Origin of the sequence: Microbacterium sp. NPDC059771 (assembly GCF_042732495.1) — a bacterium.
Classification (GTDB): Bacteria; Actinomycetota; Actinomycetes; order Actinomycetales; family Microbacteriaceae; genus Microbacterium; species Microbacterium sufflavum.
On record NZ_JBHWHK010000001.1, the window covers coordinates 2313051 to 2333716 of the forward strand.

The 20666-nt window shown below is 69.7% G+C and carries 18 protein-coding genes; 6 read left to right on the plus strand and 12 right to left on the minus strand.

Annotated features, from left to right (window positions below):
- Positions 1-48: 48 nt before the first annotated feature.
- The 4 genes from ACFV3I_RS11040 to dut all read right to left on the minus strand — a co-directional run bounded on the left by ACFV3I_RS11040 (position 49) and on the right by dut (position 4825).
- Complete coding sequence (locus tag ACFV3I_RS11040; protein WP_136036099.1) at positions 49-2883, minus strand: aconitate hydratase; 2835 nt, start codon at positions 2881-2883, stop codon at positions 49-51.
- Positions 2884-3036: 153 nt separating this feature from the next.
- Positions 3037-3774 (minus strand): DUF3159 domain-containing protein, encoded by a 738-nt coding sequence (locus ACFV3I_RS11045; RefSeq protein ID WP_136045086.1) that lies wholly within the window; start codon positions 3772-3774, stop codon positions 3037-3039.
- Positions 3771-4358 carry a DUF3710 domain-containing protein gene (locus ACFV3I_RS11050; protein ID WP_136033035.1) on the minus strand — a complete coding sequence of 196 codons (588 nt, stop codon included), beginning with the start codon at positions 4356-4358 and terminating at the stop codon, positions 3771-3773. The genes ACFV3I_RS11045 and ACFV3I_RS11050 overlap by 4 nt, the downstream gene beginning before the upstream one ends.
- Positions 4355-4825: a dUTP diphosphatase gene (dut, locus tag ACFV3I_RS11055; RefSeq protein WP_136033032.1), complete on the minus strand. Its 471-nt coding sequence runs from the start codon at positions 4823-4825 to the stop codon at positions 4355-4357. The genes ACFV3I_RS11050 and dut overlap by 4 nt, the downstream gene beginning before the upstream one ends.
- Before the next feature lie 12 nt (positions 4826-4837).
- Here dut and ACFV3I_RS11060 point away from each other — a divergent pair, with 12 nt between their 5' ends.
- The gene (locus tag ACFV3I_RS11060) at positions 4838-5302 is read left to right on the plus strand and encodes a DUF3093 domain-containing protein (protein ID WP_136036097.1); all 465 of its coding nucleotides are present in this window, start codon (positions 4838-4840) and stop codon (positions 5300-5302) included.
- Positions 5303-5373: 71 nt separating this feature from the next.
- On the opposite strand, the gene ACFV3I_RS11065 is transcribed toward ACFV3I_RS11060, so the two are convergent.
- Positions 5374-5667: a DUF4193 domain-containing protein gene (locus ACFV3I_RS11065; RefSeq protein WP_025103572.1), complete on the minus strand. Its 294-nt coding sequence runs from the start codon at positions 5665-5667 to the stop codon at positions 5374-5376.
- A 199-nt stretch (positions 5668-5866) separates the two neighbouring features.
- On the opposite strand from ACFV3I_RS11065, the gene sepH reads away from it, so the two are divergent.
- Positions 5867-6910, plus strand: a complete 1044-nt coding sequence (gene sepH / locus ACFV3I_RS11070; protein ID WP_378822813.1) for a septation protein SepH — start codon at positions 5867-5869, stop codon at positions 6908-6910.
- A 27-nt stretch (positions 6911-6937) separates the two neighbouring features.
- Here sepH and ACFV3I_RS11075 read toward each other — a convergent pair whose 3' ends face one another.
- Positions 6938-8059, minus strand: a complete 1122-nt coding sequence (locus tag ACFV3I_RS11075) for an alkaline phosphatase family protein (protein ID WP_378803727.1) — start codon at positions 8057-8059, stop codon at positions 6938-6940.
- Positions 8060-8103: 44 nt separating this feature from the next.
- Here ACFV3I_RS11075 and ACFV3I_RS11080 point away from each other — a divergent pair, with 44 nt between their 5' ends.
- On the plus strand, positions 8104-10545 hold the full coding sequence (locus ACFV3I_RS11080; RefSeq protein ID WP_378803728.1) for a DNA topoisomerase (ATP-hydrolyzing) subunit A: 2442 nt from the start codon (positions 8104-8106) through the stop codon (positions 10543-10545).
- Positions 10546-10599: 54 nt separating this feature from the next.
- Here ACFV3I_RS11080 and ACFV3I_RS11085 read toward each other — a convergent pair whose 3' ends face one another.
- Entirely contained in the window at positions 10600-12711 is a 2112-nt protein-coding gene (locus tag ACFV3I_RS11085; RefSeq protein WP_372490596.1) for a type IIA DNA topoisomerase subunit B, read from the minus strand.
- Positions 12712-12891: 180 nt separating this feature from the next.
- Here ACFV3I_RS11085 and ACFV3I_RS11090 point away from each other — a divergent pair, with 180 nt between their 5' ends.
- Complete coding sequence (locus ACFV3I_RS11090; RefSeq protein ID WP_136033021.1) at positions 12892-13110, plus strand: hypothetical protein; 219 nt, start codon at positions 12892-12894, stop codon at positions 13108-13110.
- A 32-nt stretch (positions 13111-13142) separates the two neighbouring features.
- Here ACFV3I_RS11090 and ACFV3I_RS11095 read toward each other — a convergent pair whose 3' ends face one another.
- The gene (locus ACFV3I_RS11095; protein WP_378803729.1) at positions 13143-14183 is read right to left on the minus strand and encodes an alanine racemase; all 1041 of its coding nucleotides are present in this window, start codon (positions 14181-14183) and stop codon (positions 13143-13145) included.
- The gene (locus ACFV3I_RS11100; RefSeq protein WP_206251188.1) at positions 14180-14878 is read right to left on the minus strand and encodes an alanine racemase C-terminal domain-containing protein; all 699 of its coding nucleotides are present in this window, start codon (positions 14876-14878) and stop codon (positions 14180-14182) included. The genes ACFV3I_RS11095 and ACFV3I_RS11100 overlap by 4 nt, the downstream gene beginning before the upstream one ends.
- Positions 14879-14960: 82 nt before the next feature.
- On the opposite strand from ACFV3I_RS11100, the gene ACFV3I_RS11105 reads away from it, so the two are divergent.
- The gene (locus ACFV3I_RS11105; protein ID WP_378803730.1) at positions 14961-15977 is read left to right on the plus strand and encodes a sugar-transfer associated ATP-grasp domain-containing protein; all 1017 of its coding nucleotides are present in this window, start codon (positions 14961-14963) and stop codon (positions 15975-15977) included.
- A 57-nt stretch (positions 15978-16034) separates the two neighbouring features.
- On the opposite strand, the gene ACFV3I_RS11110 is transcribed toward ACFV3I_RS11105, so the two are convergent.
- From ACFV3I_RS11110 to ACFV3I_RS11120, 3 genes are all read right to left on the minus strand, one after another.
- Positions 16035-16727 (minus strand): coenzyme F420-0:L-glutamate ligase, encoded by a 693-nt coding sequence (locus ACFV3I_RS11110; protein WP_205812673.1) that lies wholly within the window; start codon positions 16725-16727, stop codon positions 16035-16037.
- Positions 16727-17965 carry an RNA polymerase sigma factor gene (locus tag ACFV3I_RS11115; protein ID WP_378822816.1) on the minus strand — a complete coding sequence of 413 codons (1239 nt, stop codon included), beginning with the start codon at positions 17963-17965 and terminating at the stop codon, positions 16727-16729. The genes ACFV3I_RS11110 and ACFV3I_RS11115 overlap by 1 nt, the downstream gene beginning before the upstream one ends.
- 168 nt (positions 17966-18133) lie before the next feature.
- Positions 18134-19075, minus strand: a complete 942-nt coding sequence (locus ACFV3I_RS11120) for a proteasome assembly chaperone family protein (protein WP_378803732.1) — start codon at positions 19073-19075, stop codon at positions 18134-18136.
- A gap of 114 nt (positions 19076-19189) precedes the next feature.
- On the opposite strand from ACFV3I_RS11120, the gene ACFV3I_RS11125 reads away from it, so the two are divergent.
- Entirely contained in the window at positions 19190-20665 is a 1476-nt protein-coding gene (locus ACFV3I_RS11125) for a leucyl aminopeptidase (protein WP_136036090.1), read from the plus strand.
- Position 20666 lies beyond the last annotated feature (1 nt).

A 20666-nucleotide genomic window follows, 5' to 3' on the forward strand; every position in this document is an offset into this window, starting at 1 on the left:
CGGCGAAGGGGCCCGTGTCCGTAGACCCGGGCCCCTCCGTGAGACGCGTCAGACGAGCGAGCGCAGCACGTACTGCAGGATGCCGCCGTTGCGGTAGTAGTCCGCCTCACCGGGGGTGTCGATGCGGACGACCGCGTCGAACTCGATCGGCTGCTTACCCTCGGGCGAGTGCTCGCTCGGGGTGGCGGTGACCTTGACCGTCTTCGGGGTGACGCCGTTGTTGAGCTCCTCGAGGCCCGTGATCGAGACGATCTCGGTACCGTCGAGGCCCAGCGACTCCCAGCTCTCGCCGGCCGGGAACTGCAGCGGGACGACGCCCATGCCGATGAGGTTGGAGCGGTGGATGCGCTCGAAGCTCTCCGTGATCACGGCCTTGACGCCCAGCAGGCTCGTGCCCTTGGCCGCCCAGTCGCGCGACGAGCCGGAGCCGTACTCCTTGCCGCCGAAAACGACGAGCGGGGTGCCCTGCTCGGCGTAGTTCATGCACGCGTCGTAGATGTACGACTGCGGACCGCCCGGCTGGGTGAAGTCGCGCGTGAACCCGCCCTCGACGACCTGACCGTCGTTGACGGCCGAGACCATGAGGTTCTTCAGACGGATGTTCGCGAACGTGCCGCGGATCATCACCTCGTGGTTGCCTCGGCGCGAGCCGAAGGAGTTGAAGTCCTTGCGGTCCACGCCGTGCTCGGTGAGGTACTGCGCCGCCGGGGTGCCCGGCTTGATGTTGCCGGCGGGCGAGATGTGATCGGTCGTGACCGAGTCGCCCAGGGTCGCCATGACGCGCGCGCCCTGGATGTCCTGCACCGGGGTGAGCTCCATCGTCATGCCGTCGAAGTACGGCGCCTTGCGCACGTAGGTCGAGTTCTCGTCCCACTGGAACGTGTCGTCGTCGGGCGTCGGCAGGTTGCGCCAGCGCTCGTCGCCGTCGAACACCGTGGCGTACTGCTTGATGAACTGGTCGCGCGAGATCGACGAGTCGACGATCTCCTGCACCTCCTCCGGCGACGGCCAGATGTCCTTGAGGAACACGTCGTTGCCGTCGGCGTCCTGACCCAGCGCGTCGGTGTCGAAGTCGAAGTGCATCGATCCGGCGAGGGCGTACGCGATGACCAGCGGCGGGCTGGCCAGGTAGTTCATCTTCACGTCGGGGCTGATCCGGCCCTCGAAGTTGCGGTTGCCGGAGAGGACGGCCGTCACGGCGAGGTCGTGCGAGTTGATCGCCTCCGACACCTCCTCGATCAGCGGGCCGGAGTTTCCGATGCAGATCGTGCAGCCGTAGCCGACGGTGTAGAAGCCGAGGCCCTCGAGATCCTTGTCGAGGCCGGACTTCTCGTAGTAGTCGGTGACGACCTTCGAGCCGGGGCCGAGCGTCGTCTTGACCCAGGGCTTCTGCTTCAGGCCCTTCTCGCGAGCCTTGCGCGCGAGCAGACCGGCCGCGATCATGACCGACGGGTTCGACGTGTTCGTGCACGACGTGATGGCGGCGAGGGTCACAGCGCCGTTGTCGAGGATGTACTTCTCGCCGTCCGGGGTGGTGACCGGCACCGGGTTGGAGGCGTTGACCGGGGCGCCGCTGCTGATATGCACCGGACGCGTGGTCGGCTCCTCCTCGCCGGGGACCTGCCCGGGGTCGGACGCGGGGAACGAGTGCTTCGACTCGAGGTCGACGATGTCCTCGCTGGTCGAGGGCGAGGCGTAGGCCAGGATGTCCTGCTCGAACTGCGACTTGGCCTCGGACAGCAGGATGCGGTCCTGCGGACGCTTCGGGCCGGCGATCGACGGGACGACCGTGCCGAGGTCCAGCTCGAGGTACTCGCTGAACACGGGCTCGCGCGACGCGTCGTGCCAGAGCTGCTGCTCCTTGGCGTACGCCTCGACAAGCGCGACGGCTTCCTCGCTGCGGCCGGTGAGGCGCAGGTAGTCGAGCGTGACGTCGTCGATCGGGAAGATCGCGGCGGTGGAGCCGAACTCCGGCGACATGTTGCCGATCGTGGCGCGGTTCGCGAGCGGCACCGAGGCGACGCCCTCGCCGTAGAACTCGACGAACTTGCCGACCACGCCGTGCTTGCGCAGCATGTCGGTGATGGTGAGCACGACGTCGGTCGCGGTCACACCGGCGGGGATCTCGCCCGAGAGCTTGAAGCCCACGACGCGCGGGATGAGCATCGACACGGGCTGGCCGAGCATCGCGGCCTCGGCCTCGATGCCGCCGACGCCCCAGCCGAGCACGCCGAGACCGTTCACCATCGTGGTGTGCGAATCGGTGCCGACGCAGGTGTCGGGGTACGCGCGCAGCACGCCGCCGACCTCGCGGTCGTAGATGACCTTGGCCAGGTGCTCGATGTTCACCTGGTGGACGATGCCGGTGCCGGGCGGGACGACCTTGAAGTCGCTGAACGCCGTCTGGCCCCAGCGCAGGAACTGGTACCGCTCGCCGTTGCGCTCGTACTCGATCTCGACGTTGCGCTCGAGCGCGTTCTCGGTCCCGAAGAGGTCGGCGATGACGGAGTGGTCGATCACCATCTCGGCGGGCGAGAGCGGGTTGATCTTGTTGGCGTCGCCGCCGAGCGCCGTGACTGCCTCGCGCATCGTGGCGAGGTCGACGATGCAGGGCACGCCGGTGAAGTCCTGCATGACCACGCGCGCCGGCGTGAACTGGATCTCGGTGTTCGGCTCGGCGGTGGCATCCCACGAGCCGAGCGCCTCGATCTGCGCCTTCGTCACGTTCGCGCCATCCTCGGTGCGAAGCAGGTTCTCCAGCAGGACCTTGAGGCTGAAGGGAAGCTTGTCGAAACCGGGCACCGTGTCGATGCGGAAGATCTCGTAGTCGGTGCTGCCGACCGTCAGGGTGCTCTTGGCACCGAAGCTGTTCACCGTGGACACGAATCCGTCTCCTTCTATTCGGATGGGAGCGACAGGCGCCTCCATCTTGCTCGCCCGCGCACCCCGGCGGCTAGGAAGGCGGACCTAACCAGTCTGCTCCCCGCGACGCGTGGGCGAAAGCCTGCGATTTATCTTGATGTCGAGATAAATCTATCACGCCGCGGCGGCATCCTCGCGCGAAGGCGCGCGGGGATAGAGCGCACGGACCACCAGCCAGGTGACCGCGATGAGCGGCGCGAACAACGGCAGTCCCATCACCAGCTTGAGCGTTCCGAGCGCCGTCACGTCGCCCGCGAGATACAGGGGGAACTGCACGGCCAGTCGCGCGAAGAAGAGGGCCGCCCACGCGATGCCGAGCCAGAAGAAGGCGCGACGCTTGCGGCGGTCCGTCCGCCACGCGGTGCCCTCGCCCATGAGGAAGCCGGCGGCCAGACCGATGACCGACCACCCGATGAGCGCCGACACGAGGATGGCCGACCCGTACACGGCGTTGGTGATGAGCCCGGGGACGAAGTTGTCCTCGCCGCGCCCGGTCCAGAGCGCCAGTCCTGCGGCGGCGACCGCGGCGATCAGGCCGCCGAGCGCCGCGGACGGTGGCGACTTCTGCACCAGGCGCACGATCGTGAAGATCGCGGCAAGCCCGACGGAGACGCCGAGCGGAAGGATCAGCGGCTGCGGGCGGAGGGTGAAGAGGATGACGAACGCGAGGCTCGGGAGCACCGATTCGACAATGCCGCGCCAGCCGCCCATCGCCGACCACACGACCGTGTGCGTGCTCGCGCTCTGCGCGGGATCGAGGCCCGCCTTCCTGGCCGCTCCCCCCAGCGCGGCACCCAGGATCTCCGACGCGGTCTGCGGGCGCTCCGGCTCCTCGGGAACCGGGGAGCTCACGCCGAGCCCGGGGTCGCCGGCATCTTCAGGGGGATGAGGTCACGCGGGGGCATGGGGGCGCCGCCACGCACGACGACGATGGAACGGAACAGGTCCTCCACCTTCGCGGCCGCCTCGGGATCGGACGCCGCCGCCCCGCCGATCACACCGCGCAGGAACCACCGCGGGCCGTCGATGCCGATGAAGCGTGCCAGACGCAGGCCGGAGCCCTCGGCCGCCGTGGCCGGGACCTCGGCGAGCAGCTCCTTGCCCAGCGGGCCCTCCCGCTCCTCGACCCGTCCGCCCTGCGCCTTCACCTGATCACGCAGCTGCACGCGGGTCTCGTCCCACAGACCGCCCGATCGGGGCGCCGCGAACGGCTGCACCTGCAACGAGGACTCCGCGTAGTCGAGACCGACGGCGACGATGCGCTTGGACTGCTCCTCGACCTCGAGGCGCAGGTTCAGGCCCTCGCGCGGAAGGATCTTGATCCCGCCGAGGTCGATGTACGGGCGGACCGGGTTCGCCTCGGAGTCGTCGAAAGGACCCTCCGTGGCGCGGTTCTCCGGCGCCGACTTGGAGGGGGTCGCGTTGTTGTCGCTCATCTCGCCTGTCCTGCTTCGTTCGCGGTGGCCTGTGCCTGGTAGCCGGTCGATCCGAATCCCCCGTCGCCCCTGACGCTGTCCGGGAGCTCCTCGACCGGCAGGAACCGGGCGCGGGTCACGGGCATCACAATGAGCTGGGCGATGCGATCGCCGACGGCCACATCGTACGCGCTGTGGATGTCCGTGTTGATCAGGCTCACCTTGATCTCACCCCGGTAGCCGGCGTCGACGGTGCCCGGTGCATTGACGATGGAGATCCCGTGCTTCGCCGCGAGACCACTGCGCGGAACGACGAAGGCCGCGTAGCCGTCCGGGAGGGCGATGCGCACGCCGGTCGGGACGAGAGCCCGCTCCCCCGGCTCCAGGTGCACGGCCTCCGCGGCGACCAGATCGGCGCCCGCGTCACCCGGGTGCGCATAGCCGGGGACCACTGCGGCGATAATGGGGACATCAACGGAATCGGTCACCCCATGAGGCTAATGCAGAACCCCGCCACCGCCGCACGTCCCCGCTACCGGGAGCGGCTCGCACCGAGCCTCTGGCTCCTCGTCACCGTCGCTCTCGCCGGACCGATGGTCTCGCTCATCTTCGTCCCGGTCGGATCGACGGTCGCGCTCGTCCTCGGCGCGCTGGTCTCCGCCGCGCTCGTCCTCGCGGTCATCGGTCTTGCCCCGGTCGTCTCGGTCGAGGACGGCGTGCTCCGCGCCGGTCGCGCGCACATCGACGTGACCCACCTCGGCGAACCGCTCGCGCTCGATGGAGCAGACGCGCGTCACGCCAGAGGACCCGGACTCCCCGCCCGCGGGTGGCACCTCATCCGCGGCGGCATCGACGGCCTGGTCGTGGTGCCCAACCTCGACGACGCGGATCCGGTCGTGGCGTGGACCATCTCGACCCGCACCCCCGACCGCCTCGCTGCGGCGATCCGCGCTGCGAAAGGCTGAGCCACCCGCCAACGACAGCGCGCCCCTGACCGGATGGTCGGGGGCGCGTCATGCGTCGCTCGGAGGACTGCTCAGGCAGCGCACTCCTTGCAGATGGGGCCGTCGGGTCCCTCGTGGTCGAGCTGCGAACGGTGCTTCACGAGGAAGCAGCTCATGCACGTGAACTCGTCCTGCTGCGCGGGCAGCACGACGACGTCGAGCTCGAGGTCGGAGAGGTCCGCGCCCGGCAGGTCGAAGTTCGAGGGGTTGTCGGAGTCCTCGTCCCCCGTCGTGCCGGACAGCTTGTCCGGCACACGCTCCTTCAGGGCTTCGATCGACTCGGAGTCGTCTTCACTCTTTCGGGGAGCGTCGTAATCGGTTGCCATGCGGTGAATCTCCACTTTCATGGTGCGAGTGGGCGGGTGTGCCGTCGGGTAATCGGCGGCCATAGTTTGCATGACGGTGGGGCATTTCGCAAATGCCTCCGCATGCGACAGGGCAAACTCACGGCACGCCCGCGATATTCCCTGTTCCGCCCCCTCCCCCGTGACACCATGAACGCACACCCATCAGAGGGGCATTCGCATGGAAAACGTCACCATCGTCGGCACTGAAGCAGGAGTCCTCGTGCTCGCGACCGAGTCGGGCGAACGCTTCGCGCTGCCCATCGACGACGTGCTGCAGCGGGAGATCCGCCGCGCCACCCGACAGGCCGAACCGACCGCCCAGAAGCTCGCCGCGAGCCCGCGCGACATCCAGGCGCAGATCCGCGCCGGTCTCACCGCACCCGAGGTCGCCGAGCTGCTCGGTATCGCGGTCGACGACGTGGTCCGCTTCGAGGGGCCGGTGCTCGCCGAGCGCGAGCACATCATCGGCCAGGCTCTCGCCGTGCCCGTGCTCATCGGCAGCGAGGTCGAACCGGACGCCCAGCCGACGTTCGGCGCGGCCGTGCGCGCCAAGCTCGCAGAGGTCGCGGCGACATCCGAGCGCTGGGCGAGCTGGAAGGAGGACACCGGCTGGATCGTGAAGCTCGAGTTCACAGCCAACGACGTCGATCACGACGCCCGGTGGAGCTTCGACCCCCGGCGCAGCGCGCTCTCGCCCCTCAACGCCGACGCCACTCAGCTCTCCCGTCAGGGCTCGCTCCCCGAGGGACTGATCCCCCGGCTCCGCGCGGTGGAAGCCGACCGGACGACGTCGCCGTACAAGGACGACAGCCGTTTCGACTCCGGTGCGTTCGGACCGCGCCTCGTGCCCGCCCCGGAGGCGGAGGTCGAAGAGCCGTCGCTGCCGGAGCGCTCCGCCCCCGCCGTTCAGGACGCGGCGATCAACCGCGCCCCCGACTCCAGCGCCCCGAGCGCCGAGACCGCCGACCTGCTGGAGGCCCTGCGACGGCGTCGGGGTCAGCGTGAGTCGTCACCGCTGCTCGAGGAGCATGAGGAGAGCCGCGAGGAGTCGAGCCCGATCTCCCTCTTCGAGGCCTTCGACGATGTCAGCGAGCCGGAGACGACGGAACCGGAGTCGCCGCGCAGCCCCGCCGAACCGGCGGAGAGCGGCGGCCGTCGTCGTCGGCGCAACGCCATGCCGTCGTGGGACGAGATCGTCTTCGGGGCGCGCACCGACGAGTGAGCCGCGCTTTCGGTGGTGAAACCGGCGTCACCGTGCGAACGCACCGAGGCGGATGAGCGGCACCCGCGTCTCCTCATCGGTCATGGCACCGTGCTGTCCGATCATGCCGCGATTGCGCTGATCCGCTGCGGTGCCGTCGTACACCGCCCAGGCCGCGCGCGCGATCACGAGCACGTCCCCCACCCGGGCAGCCGCGGCCTCCGTCACCGCGGGACCGAACAGGCCGGCCCTGATGGCGTCGTCGCGCGTCACGACATCGGCGGCGCCCTCCAGGTCGGTGCGCAGCCGGGAGAGCACCGCGCTCTCGTCGGCGGCCGGCTCCAGGTACACGTGCAGCATGCGCGGCTCGCCGCCCAGGTGCCGCACCCCGCGCAAGTGCGGTTCATCGAGGACCGCCTGCCGATGGACGGGGACATCGACCATGCCGTGGTCGGAGGTCACCAGGACGCCCACGCCCGGAGGCACACGAACGCTCAGGGCGGCATCGATGCGCTCCAGCGCCGAGACCCACTCCGCGGAGGCGATCCCGTAGCGGTGCCCCGCCTTGTCGACCTCGGGCAGATAGCAGTAGACGAAGGAGCCCGGATGGTCGTGGGCGAGAGCGAAGGCCGCCTCGACCCGATCCTCCGGGGTCAGCGCGGGGACGAAGGTCGCGCCGCGCAGCGTCGCGCGCGTGAACCCGCTCGTGGCGTACGCGGCGAGCCCCACGGCGAACGTCTCTCCGCCCGCGGCGGACTCCCGCTCGAAGACGGTCGGCACCGGCTGCCACGCGAGCGGGTCGAGCCCGTCGCTCTCCCACCCGCTGAGCTGGTTCACGAGCACGTCACGCTCGCGGTCGAGGACGCGGTACCCCACCAGCCCGTGCTCGCCAGGCCACGCGCCCGTCACGATGCTGGTCAGCGCGGCAGCCGTCGTCGACGGGAACACGCTGTGCGCGACATCCCGCTTCGTCATCGCCCCGCTGAGCGTACGCGCATGACCGGAGTGGCCGCGGAGACCGAGCGCGCCCAGGCCGTCGACGACCACCAGCACGACCGACTCCGCGCGCGGGAGCAGCTCCGACTCGCCGCGGAGAGCGGCGCTCAGGTCGCCCGCCACCCCGACGACGCTCCGGGCGCTGGGCGAGGCGGACGGTAGCATGAGGGACATCCGAGCCAGTCTGACACAGGCTCCCGTACGCCCCCAGGAAGTCCATGCCGAAAACCCCGCCGTCCGAGCCCGTCGACGAACGCATCCAGGACATCGATCTCTCTCACGAGATGCAGGGCTCCTTCCTCGAATACGCGTACTCCGTCATCTACTCCCGCGCCCTTCCGGACGCGCGGGACGGGCTCAAGCCGGTGCAGCGCCGCATCCTGTTCCAGATGGCCGAGATGGGTCTGCGCCCCGACCGCGGTCACGTCAAGAGCGCGCGCGTCGTCGGCGAGGTGATGGGAAAGCTGCACCCCCACGGCGACTCCGCCATCTACGACGCGCTCGTGCGGCTCGCCCAGGAGTGGGCGCTGCGCGTGCCGCTCGTCGACGGGCATGGCAACTTCGGCTCACTCGACGACGGCCCGGCGGCCGCCCGGTACACCGAGGCACGACTCGCGGCCGCCGCACTCTCCCTCACGGAGAACCTCGACGAGGACGTCGTCGACTTCATCCCCAACTACGACGGCCAATTCCAGCAGCCCGCCGTGCTGCCCGCGGCCTTCCCGAACCTGCTGGTCAACGGCGCCAGCGGCATCGCCGTCGGCATGGCGACGAACATGGCCCCGCACAACCTCATCGAGGTCGTGGCCGCAGCCGTGCATCTCCTCGAGCACCCGGACGCCACGACGGAAGAGCTGATGGAGTACGTGCCCGGCCCCGACTTCCCCTCGGGCGGCATCCTGATGGGCCTCGACGGCGTGAAGGACGCGTACACCACCGGCCGCGGCGCCCTGAAGGTCCGCGGCAAGACATCGATCGAGCCGCTCGGCCCCCGCCGCACGGGCATCATCGTCTCCGAGCTGCCCTATATGGTCGGCCCCGAGCGACTGATCGAGAAGATCCGGGACGCCGTCCAGGCCAAGAAGCTGCAGGGCATCAGCGACGTCACCGACCTCACCGACCGCAACCACGGACTGCGCGTGGCCATCGGCGTGAAGACCGGGTTCGATCCGAACGCGGTCCTGGAACAGCTGTATCGGCTGACACCGCTGGAAGACTCGTTCAGCATCAACAACGTCGCCCTGGTGGACGGGCAGCCGCGAACCCTCGGCCTCAAGGAGATGCTGAGCGTCTACGTCGGGCATCGCATCGAGGTCATCACCCGCCGCAGCCGCTACCGCCTCGCCCGGCGCGAGGAACGTCTCCACCTCGTCGAGGGCCTCCTCATCGCGATCCTCGACATCGACGAGGTCATCCAGGTCATCCGCTCCTCCGACGACTCGGAACAGGCGCGCACCCGCCTGCGCTCGGTCTTCGATCTCAGCGAGCCGCAGGCCGAGTACATCCTCGAGCTGCGGCTGCGGCGCCTGACCAAGTTCTCCCGCATCGAGCTGGAGACCGAGCGCGACGCGCTGCTCGCCGAGATCGCGAACCTGCGCGAGCTGCTCGGCAGCCCCGCGCTGCTCCGCGCCGCCGTCGCCCGCGAGCTCGACGCCGTGGCCGAGGCATACGGGACCCCGCGACGCACGCTGCTGCTCAACGCGGCTCCGCCGAAGCCCCGCGCCGCCAAGGGGGCCGCCGACCTGCAGATCGCCGACGCGCCCACCACGCTCGTGCTGTCCACCACCGGTCGTGCCGTCCGGGTCGACCTGGGCGACGGCCAGGAGCTCACGGCCCCCACCCGCCGGAGCAAACACGACGCCATCCTCGCCACGGTCGAGACCACGGTGCGCGCCGAGCTCGGTGCGCTCACGAGCAGCGGACGGGTCGTGCGCTTCTCCCCCGTCGACCTTCCGTCGGTTCCGGCGAGCTCCGTCCAGCTGGCGGCCGGCGCCCCGCTGCGCGACTACCTCGGCATCACCACGAAGGGCGAGCGCATCCTCGGGTTCGTCCGCTTCGACAGCGACACGCCGATCGCCCTGGGCACCGCGCAGGGCGTCGTGAAGCGCATCGTGCCGTCGGCGCTCCCCGTCCGCCCGGAGCTCGAGGTGATCGGCCTCAAGCCCGGCGACACGGTCGTGGGTGCGGCGGAGTCCCCCGACGACGCCGAGCTCGTGTTCCTCACCTCCGATGCGCAGCTGCTCCGCTTCGCTGCCGCGAGCGTGCGACCGCAGGGCGCTGCCGCCGGAGGTATGGCCGGCATCAAGCTCGGGGCCGGCGCCACGGTGCTGTTCTTCGGGGTGGTCGCACCGGGGGTCGACGCGGTCGTGGCGACCGTGTCGGGTGCCGAGAGCATCCTGCCCGGAACCGATCCAGGACGCGCGAAGGTCTCGTCGTTCGCGGAGTACCCCGCCAAGGGACGAGCGACCGGCGGGGTGCGCGCCCACGCCTTCCTGAAGGGCGAGGACCGGCTGACGGTCGCGTGGGTCGGTCCCAACCCGCCGCTCGCGGTCGACCCGACGGGTGCCGTCCGCAAGCTCCCGGAGTCCGGCGCCCGACGCGATGCCTCCGGTCAGCCCATCGACGGCGTGATCGGCAGCATCGGGCGCACGATCGTCTGAGCGCGCGAGGAGCCGTCGAGCGGGGTGCCCGGGCTTCGGGCTCCCCGCTGCGTGTCAGGCGTCGATGGACTCGCGCGACAGCCGGTCGGCCGAGTCGATGATGAACTCGCGCCGCGGAGCGACCTCGTTGCCCATCAGCAGCTCGAACACGCGACCGGCGGCCTCCGCGTCCTCCATACGGACGCGACGGAGCAGACGCCCGGAGCGGTCCATGGTCGTGTTCGCCAGCTGCTCGGCGTCCATCTCCCCGAGACCCTTGTAGCGCTGGATCGGCTCGTGCCACCGCTTGCCCGCCTTGCGGAGCTTCGCCAGCAGCGCGTGCATCTCCTGCTCGGTGTACGTGTAGATCGTCTCGTTCGGCTTGGACCCCGGGTTGATCACGATGATGCGGTGCAGCGGAGGAACGGCGGCGAACACGCGGCCGTGCTCGATCAGTGGTCGCATGTACCGGAAGAACAGCGTGAGCAGCAGGGTGCGGATGTGGGCGCCGTCGACGTCGGCGTCGCTCATCAGGATGATCTTCCCGTAGCGCGCCGCCTCGATGTCGAACGTGCGACCCGAGCCCGCTCCGATCACCTGGATGATCGACGCACACTCCGCATTGGAGAGCATGTCCCCGACCGAGGCCTTCTGCACGTTGAGGATCTTGCCGCGGATGGGCAGGAGTGCCTGGAACTCGCTGTTGCGCGCGTTCTTCGCCGTGCCGAGAGCGGAGTCGCCCTCCACGATGAACAGCTCGCTGCGTTCGACGTCGTTGGTGCGGCAGTCGACGAGCTTCGTGGGGAGCGTGGACGACTCCAGCGCGTTCTTGCGACGCTGTGTCTCCTTGTGCGCCCGCGCGGACACCCTGGCCTTCATCTCGGACACGATCTTGTCGAGGAGCTGCGTGGCCTGGCTCTTGTCGTCGCGCTTCGTCGAGGTGAAGCGCTGCAGGAGCTCCTTGCGCATGACCTGGGCGACGATCTGCCGCACCGCCGGCGTGCCGAGCACCTCCTTGGTCTGGCCCTCGAACTGCGGTTCTGGCACGTTGACGGTGAGCACGGCCGTGAGCCCGGCCAGCACGTCGTCCTTCTCCAGCTTGTCGTTGCCGACCTTCAGCCGGCGGGCGTTCTGCTCGACCTGCGCGCGGAGAACCTTCAGCAGCTCCTGCTCGAAGCCCTGCTGGTGCGTGCCGCCCTTGGGCGTGGAGATGATGTTGACGAACGAGCGGATGCGGGTGTCGTAGCCCGTGCCCCAGCGCAGTGCGACATCCACTTCGCAGACGCGCTCCACCTCGGTCGCGACCATGTGGCCGTCCGCCTGCAGCACGGGCACCGTCTCGCGGAACGTGCCCTCGCCCTGGATGCGCCACGTGTCCGTCACCGGCGGGTCGATGGCGAGGTAGTCGACGAACTCGGAGATGCCGCCCTCGTACAGGTACGACGTCTCGATCGGCCCGGCGGGAGCGCCGTCGTCGCCGACGGGCGCCGTACCGGCGCGCTCGTCGCGCACCACGATCTCGAGGCCCGGGACCAGGAACGCCGTCTGTCGCGCACGCGTCTCCAGCTCAGCCAGCTGGAACGCGGCATCCTTCGTGAAGATCTGCCGGTCGGCCCAGTAGCGCACGCGCGTGCCGGTGACGCCGCGCGGCGCCTTGCCGATGACCCGTAGCTCGCTCTTCTCCTCGAACGGCGTGAACGGCGCGTCGGGCCGCTTCTCGCCGGAGTCGCGGAACACGCCAGGCTCGCCGCGGTGGAACGACATCGCATAGGTCTTGCCGCCGCGATCGACCTCGACGTCGAGACGCTCGGAGAGGGCGTTGACCACCGAGGCGCCGACGCCGTGCAGTCCACCGGACGCGGCGTACGAGCCGCCGCCGAACTTCCCGCCGGCGTGCAGCTTGGTGTAGACGACCTCGACGCCGGACAGCCCGGTGCGCGGTTCGACGTCGACCGGGATGCCGCGGCCTCGGTCGTGCACCTCGACGCTGCCGTCCTCGTGCAGGATGATGTCGATGCGCGACCCGTTGCCGGCGACGGCCTCGTCGACGGAGTTGTCGATGATCTCCCACAGGCAGTGCATGAGCCCGGGCGAACCGTTCGAGCCGATGTACATGCCCGGTCGTTTGCGGACCGCCTCGAGTCCTTCGAGCACCTGGAGATGATGGGCGGAGTACTCGGCATTCACAATCTCCGAGTCTATTCGCGCGGGCGCCGTGGACTCGGCCGACACTCCCCACGCGTCGGCAGTCGGCGCCGGCCCGTACGCGCTGAGCGAAACACGCCGACAACCGGGCATGCCCACAGGCGGGGCGTGGTTGTATTGAGCACGACCAACAAGGACGCCGACACCCGAGGAGGCCCCGAGATGAATGCAACGACCGAACGTGAGACCTCCGCTGTCGAGTTCCGGCTGACCGCGATGGACCGGTGCGACTCCTGCGGTGCGCAGGCCTACATCGCCGCCGAGGTCAACGGCTCCGAGCTCCTGTTCTGCGCCCACCACGGCCGCAAGTACGAGGAGAAGCTCCGCAGCGTCGCCACCAGCTGGCACGACGAGACCGCTCGCCTCGTCGAGACGGTCTGATCGCGCGGGTGGAGTGAGCCGGACCCGCCGGCTCAGTCCACCGGCACGCGACGGATCCGCGGACTCAGCCGCGTGAGGATCTCCTCGCCGACCGTGTCGATCCGTTCCGCGAGCGTCGTGGCCGAGGACTCGCCCGCCTCTCCGGGACCGAAAACCGTCACCTCGTCCCCGACGGACAGTCCCGCCCATCCCTCGATCTGCGCGAAGAACGGTTCGATCCGTTCGAGCGCGCGTGCTCCGGCCGGCGTGCCGACCCGGGCCCCGACGAGCGTCGATGGCAATCCGTCGAAGGCGCCGACCTCGATCACCGCGCGACCCTCCTCCACGCGTGCGACCGGCGCCACCAGTCGCGCGACCGGGCGCACACCCTCCAGCTCGGGCCCGTCCGCGGAGCGGATCCCGTAGCAGAACGCACCGATGCGGGCGACGGTGCCCCGCAGCTCGGGACGCCACCACGACGCGGCGGACGCGGTGAGGTGAAGGGCGGCCGGTGTCGGGCCCGTCCCCCCGGCGGCGCGGACCGCATCGAGGAACACGGCCTGCGCGTCATCGTCCTCGCGATCGCTCGCCTCCGCGATGTGGCTCCAGATCCCCTCCAGGGACAGCAGTCCGGCAGCCTCTGCAGCCCGAGCCTGCGCGATCGCCCCCGGCCAGTCCTCGGGGAGCACGCCGTTGCGGTGCAGGCCCGTGTCGATCTTCAGGTGCACGCGCGCGACAGCCCCGAGCGCCTCGGCCCGCGCGATGATGCGGTGCAGGTACTCCACAGTGCCCACGCCGAGGTCGATCCCCTGGAGCAGCGCCTCGTCGATCTCCGCATCCGTCGAGGTGGCCCACGCGAACACCCTCGCCTCAGGCCCAACGAGCCGTCGCACGTCGAGGCCGCCCCGCACGTCGTAGCTTCCGAACGACGCCACCCCCGCCTGTACGGCCGTCTCCACGGTCCAGGTGAGGCCGTGGCCGTAGGCGTCGTCCTTGAGCACGAGCATGAGCTCGCATCCGCCGAGGCGGGAGGTGACCGCCGCGATGTTGTCGCGGAGCGTCCGCGCGCTCAGCCGCAGCTCGGGGCGGCTCATGCCTCCCACCCCCGCACGGCATGCGAACCGGCGACGGCGACCAGCTCCGCGGCGGACATGTCCGTCGCCGAGGACCATCGGACGATCTCGTCTCGGGCGGGTCCGGTGCCACCGAAGTACGTCACCTCGGCGCCGACCGGGGCCTCCGTGCCCTCCAGATCGACGACGCAGACGTCCATGGCCACGCGGCCGACGATCGGGCGGAGGATGCCGTCCACCTCGACCAGGGCGACGTTGCCGAGCGCGCGCACGATGCCCTGGGCGTACCCTCCGGTCACGAGCGCGACCGTGGTGTCGCCCGACGCGCGGAACGTGTAGCCGTAGGAGACGGCGTCGCCCGCGCGCAGCGGCTTGGTCGACATCACGCGTCCCGTCAGCCGCAGGACCGGTGTCGCGTCGTGATTGCTGCCGGGGAGGCCGTAGAGGATCGACGGGTCGATGTCCGGTTCCCCCGTGGTGACCCCCGCGATGCCCTCCAGCCGCAGCATCTCCACCTCGCCCTCGCTGTCCACGCGCACCTCGCGGGCACCGGCCACCGTCACGGCGTGGGCCACGGCGAGCAGCCCGTGACCCCAGGCGTCGCGGCGCAGGTCTGCTCGCACTCCCCCCTCGCGGACGGCCGCAACCGCTGCGGCGGTGAGGGCGGAGCGGGAGATCAGCGCCCGCGGAAGCGCACTCGAGGTCGTGTCACACACGTGATCCAGCCTAGCTTCGTGTTCCGGGATCCCGGTGTGACTCCCCCGTAGACTGGACGGCATCCCCAACCCCCGGAGCTCCATGACTCGTCTTTCTCTCGCGCCCCGCATCCGCTACCTCCTCGGCCGCGCCCGTCGCATCGACGTCGGCTCCGTTGTCGAGCGAGCGAAGGAGGCCTCTGCACAGCACCACAAGCCCGTCCCGACGATCGTCGTGGACATGCTGTGGTCCGCCGCGCGGCACAACGTGGGGTTCCAGGACTACATCGACTACGACTTCGCGATGCTCACCCGTGCCGAGCGCGACACCTACATGACGCACCCCGTGTCGAACCAGCTCTCCCAGAAGTACGACCACCCGGACTTCCGGTGGATCTTCCAGGACAAGATCGAGTTCAACCGGAAGTTCTCCGAGCACCTCCATCGCGAGTGGCTGGTGGTCGAAGAGGGCAACGCCGCCGAGGTGCGCGCGCTCACGGAACGCCTGGGGACCATCGTCACCAAGGAGCCGGTCGGCCAGGCGGGCACCGGTGTGCACCGGTACCACGCGGCCGATATCGACGACTGGGATGCCTTCCACCGCGGGCTGCTGAGTCGCGGCGAGCTCCTCATCGAAGAGGTCATCCGACAGCACGACGACCTCGCCGCCGTCTGCCCTGGCACCGTGAACACGACCCGCATCACCGCGTTCTTCGACGGCGAGAAGGCGCACATCCTCGCGATGGCTCAGAAGTTCGGGCGGGGCGCCGTGAGTGATCAGATGACTTTCGGGGGCTTCTACACGATGCTCGACGAGAACGGACACGCGGTCGGCGCGGGGTACGACTCGCACGGCCACGTGCACGAGACGCACCCGGACTCGGGCTTCCGCATCGCGGACTTCCAGCTGCCCTTCATGGACGAGGTGCGAGCCTTCATCGACCGCGTGGCCAGGGTCGTGCCCGAGGTGCAGTACGTCGGCTGGGACGTCGTCGTCACGCCGGGCGGTCCCGTGCTCGTCGAGGGCAACTGGGGCGCCGGCGTGTACGAGAACAAGCCCAGCGTCACCGGGATCCGCACCGGCCACAAGCCGCGCTACCGCGAGGTCATCGGGTTCTGACCACCACGACAGAACGCCCCCGGATTCCTCCGGGGGCGTTCTCGTCGAACCAGCAGATCAGACCGCGCGGACGATGCCGAGCGGCGTGGACTCCAGTCCCTGGCCGAGCGGATTGTCGCCGAGGATCTTCACCAGCCGGGCTTCGCCGGCCTTGTCGAGCGTCGATCCGAGGATGTTGCCGCCGAGGTCGTTGATGTCCACCACCGCGACCTCCACCTGCCCACCGAGCAGGCCCTTGAGCCGTGCTGCGACGCCGTCCGGGTCCTTCGGGCCGAGCACCACGGCCTGGTTGTACGGCGGGATCGTGTGCTTGGTGGGGCCATCGATCGCGCGCGCCTTGTCCCCGGCGATGCGATAGAAGTCGCCCTTTCGTCCGAACGCCTTGGTGACCGCCGAGACGGCGGCGGCGAACAGGATACGCGGCGTGCCGCACTCCCGCAGTGCCATCTCCATGGTCTCGGGCATGCCGAGCCCGATGCCGTAGGGCGTGCGCGTGACGTACTTCGAGAGGAACAGCGCGAGCTTGCGCGGCGTGATCTCGTCCAGGCGGTACGACCGACCCTGCGTGATCGCCACGATCTTCTCCGTGACGAACAGCAGGTCTCCCGGCTGCACGGCGTCCTTCGCGTATTCGGTGATGACCGCGTCGAGGTCGTCGTCCGGCATCACCACGCGGGTGCGCAACGGGATGCGCGCGTAGCTCGTGCCGTCGACGCTGGTCTCGAGCGCCTTGCCCTCGTTCGCCTGCATCACTCGAGGTAGTCCCGCAGCGACTGCGAGCGGCTCGGGTGGCGCAGCTTGGCCATCGTCTTCGACTCGATCTGACGGATCCGCTCACGCGTCACGCCGAACGTGTCACCGATCTGGTCGAGCGTCTTGGGCTGACCGTCGCCGAGGCCGAAGCGCATGCGGATCACGCCCGCCTCCCGCTCCGAGAGCGAGTCGAGCAGCTGCTCGAGCTGGCGCTGCAGCATCGTGAAGCCCACGGCATCGGCGGGGACGACCGCCTCGGTGTCCTCGATCAGGTCACCGAACTCGCTGTCGCCGTCTTCACCGAGCGGAGTGTGCAGGGAGATGGGCTCACGGCCGTACTTCTGCACCTCCACGACCTTCTCCGGGGTCATGTCGAGCTCGCGGCTCAGCTCCTCCGGGGTGGGCTCACGACCCAGGTCCTGCAGCATCTGCCGCTGCACGCGGGCGAGCTTGTTGATGACCTCGACCATGTGCACGGGGATGCGGATCGTGCGGGCCTGGTCGGCCATGGCGCGCGTGATCGCCTGACGGATCCACCAGGTCGCATAGGTCGAGAACTTGAAGCCCTTGGTGTAGTCGAACTTCTCGACGGCGCGGATCAGACCGAGGTTGCCCTCCTGGATCAGGTCGAGGAACTGCATGCCGCGACCGGTGTACCGCTTGGCGAGCGAGACGACGAGCCGCAGGTTCGCGCCGAGCAGGTGGCTCTTGGCTCGCTGGCCGTCGCGGGCGACCCACTGGAGGTCGAGACCCAGCTGACTCGACTTCTCGGCCGGGGTCATCGCGGACAGCTTCTCCTCGGCGAACAGACCCGCCTCGATGCGCATCGCGAGCTCGACCTCTTCGGCCGCGTTCAGCAGCGCGACCTTTCCGATCTGCTTCAGGTAGTCCTTGACGGGGTCGGCCGTGGCGCCGGTGATCTGCGTCGAGTAGACGGGGACGTCCTCGTCGTCGTTCGACGAGATGACGATCGCGCCGGTGGGCAGCGGCTCGGTGAACGCCGGCTTGGCGTCCTCCTCCTCGTCGTCCCCCGTGCTCTCCTCGGCGGAATCGGTCGCGGCGTCGTCTTCCTCGACGACGTCCTCCGACTTCTTCTTCTTCGCCGCGCCGCGCTTGGCGGCACCGCGCTTGGCGGGCGCTGCCTCGTCGAGGTTCTCGACCTCGATCTCCTCGTCGGGCGTGGGTTCTTGGGCGGCCTTCTTCGTCCGTGTGTTCTTCGTCGTGGCAGGAGTCACGTTTCGCCTTTCACGGAGCCGATCACGGGCCCCGGGACATTTCGGACACTAGTAAGACCCTTGTCAAGTCCGGAGTTCGAAAACGCCGATTGACAACGGGTCGGACTCCTAGTATCGCACACGTGTGGCGCTCCGGATGCAATCCGGCGAAGTTCGCGTCGATCCGGCTCAGCCGCGGCCGGGCTTGTCCTCGTCGCCCGACGGTCGCGTGGCCAGGTAGCGCTCGAGCTCCGCCGCCAGCTCGTCCGCGCTCGGCAGGTCGCGCTCGCTGAACCCGCCCTCGTCGTAGCTGTCGTCCTCGGGGTCGCGGCCTGCCATGTAGGCGTCGTAGCGGCGCTCCAGGTTGTGGACCATCTGCTGCAGCTCGTCGTTCGCCGCGACCTGCTCGTCCACCCTGGCGATGTAGTCCTCCCGGCGCTCGCGCACGGCGTCGAGCATGAGCACCAGTCCCGTGGATGCCATGAGCTTCTCGGCCGCGGCGCTGACCGCGTCGGGGTTCTCCGTCTCGGCGAGGTAGTGCGGCACGAGCAGCACGAAGCCCACCACTCGTTCGCCGCGCTCGGCGAAACGGAACTCCAGCAGATGCCCCGCGGTCGCCGGCACCTGCGTACGCGGGCGCCACACCGAGTGCGAGACCACGAGGTCACGGCGGTTGCCGCTCACCGTCGTGCCGATGGGGCGGGTATGCGGCACGGGCATGGCGATCGAATGCACCCAGTGCAGTCCGGATGCCTCGTATTCCGCGGCGAGGTCGAGCACGGTCTCGGCGAAGGCGTTCCAGGCGAAGTCCGGTTCGTAGCCCGCGAGGAGGAGGAACGGGCGACCGAGGGCGTCCGTCGCGAGCGAGAGCTCCAGCCGAGGCGGCCGGAACTCGGAGAGGTGGTCCTGATCGAAGGAGATCACCGGACGGCGGGCCCGGTAGTCGAGGAGCACATCGTTGTCGAAGATCACGAGCGGCTGCGGAGATGTGGACTCGCGGAGGTGGTCGATCAGTCCGGACACCGCGCTCCCGGCATCCGTGAAGCCGGTCAGGAGCACGACGAGGGGCAGTCCGTGCGGCACCGTCGGCGCGTTCGCGACGCGTTCGTGGATCTCTCCGGAGAAGGGCATGACTCCATGCTACGAGCAGGTCCCGACGAGGGGCCCCGGGCCGTCTCGCTGAGAGCGAACACGCGGGGGCACGCGGGGCCGCCCGGTCGCAGAGGTCCTCCTAGGATGGAGAGCATGACGCTTCCCGTGCTCTCGCACACCACCGATCAGTTCCCCGGAAGCGCTGCTGATGCCGCAGTGCTCGTCGTTCCCGATCTCTCGGATTCGGCCGAGTCGCTGGGGGCCTACCCCGGCCTCGCCGAGGTCCTCGAAGGCATCGGGTTCACCGGTGCCGCCGGATCGTTCGCCCGCGTGTACGCGCCCGACGTCTCCACCCTGCCGTTCGCCGTCGTCGGTGCAGGGAAGAGCATCGACGATGCCGCGATCCGCAGCGCCGCCGGTGTCGCCCTCCGCTCGCTGACCGGGTTCCCGCACGTCGCGCTCGGGCTCGCCTCCGGCCTCGACGGCCACGCCGCCGCCGCCGCCGAGGGGGCCGTGCTCGGCGGTCACCGCTTCGACGGCTACCGCACCGAGAAGGGCAAGGCGCGCGCCGAGCGGATCACCGTCCACGCGGACCTCGACGACGAGACGATCACCCGAGCGCAGACCCTGGGCGAAGCCGTCGCGCTGATCAAGGATCTGGTGAACGTCCCCGCGGAGTGGCAGAGCCCCGCGCAGCTCGCGCAGAGCGCGGCCGACAGCGTCGCCGAGCTCGATGTCACCGTCGACATCTTCGACGAGGCCGCGCTGGCGGAGCAGGGCTTCGGCGGAATCCTCGGGGTCGGGCAGGGGTCCGACCGGCCGCCGCGTCTGGTCCGCCTCGACTACTCCCCCGCAGACGCCGTGCGGCACCTCGCCCTGGTCGGCAAGGGCATCACGTTCGACACCGGTGGTCTCTCCCTCAAGCCGGCCGCCTCGATGGTGGGCATGAAGTTCGACATGGCCGGGGCCGCGACGTCCCTGGCCGCCCTTCGCGCCATCGCCCGGCTCGGGCTCCCGGTGCGCGTCACCGCCTGGCTCTGCATCACCGACAACATGCCGTCCGGCCGCGCCCTGCGCCCCGGTGATGTCATCCGCATCCTCGACGGCACGACGGTCGAGGTGCAGAACACCGACGCCGAAGGGCGCCTGGTCCTCGCCGACGGCCTGGTCGCCGCCAGCCGAGAGCACCCCGACGTCATCATCGACGTCGCGACGCTGACCGGTGCGATCGTCGCCGCCCTCGGACACCGGCACACGGGCGTGTTCGGCGACGACGAGACGGTGACGCGGTTCCTCGCCGCGGCGGAGCAGACCGGAGAGCCCGCCTGGCACATGCCGCTGCCCTCGTACATGGAGGAGTCCCTCGAGTCGCCGATCGCCGACCTGCAGAACGCGAACATGGGCGACCGGATGGGCGGCGCCTCGTTCGCCGGTCTGTTCCTGCGACGCTTCGTCGGACCGGTCTCGGACGCCGAGGACGCCGCCCGCATCCCCTGGGTGCACCTCGACATCGCGGGCTCCGGCGAACACGCCGGTGCGCCGTACGGCTTCACGGAGAAGGGTCCAACGGGGGCGATGGTCCGATCGATCGTCGCCTTCGCCGAAGCAGCATCCCACACGGAGGCATAAC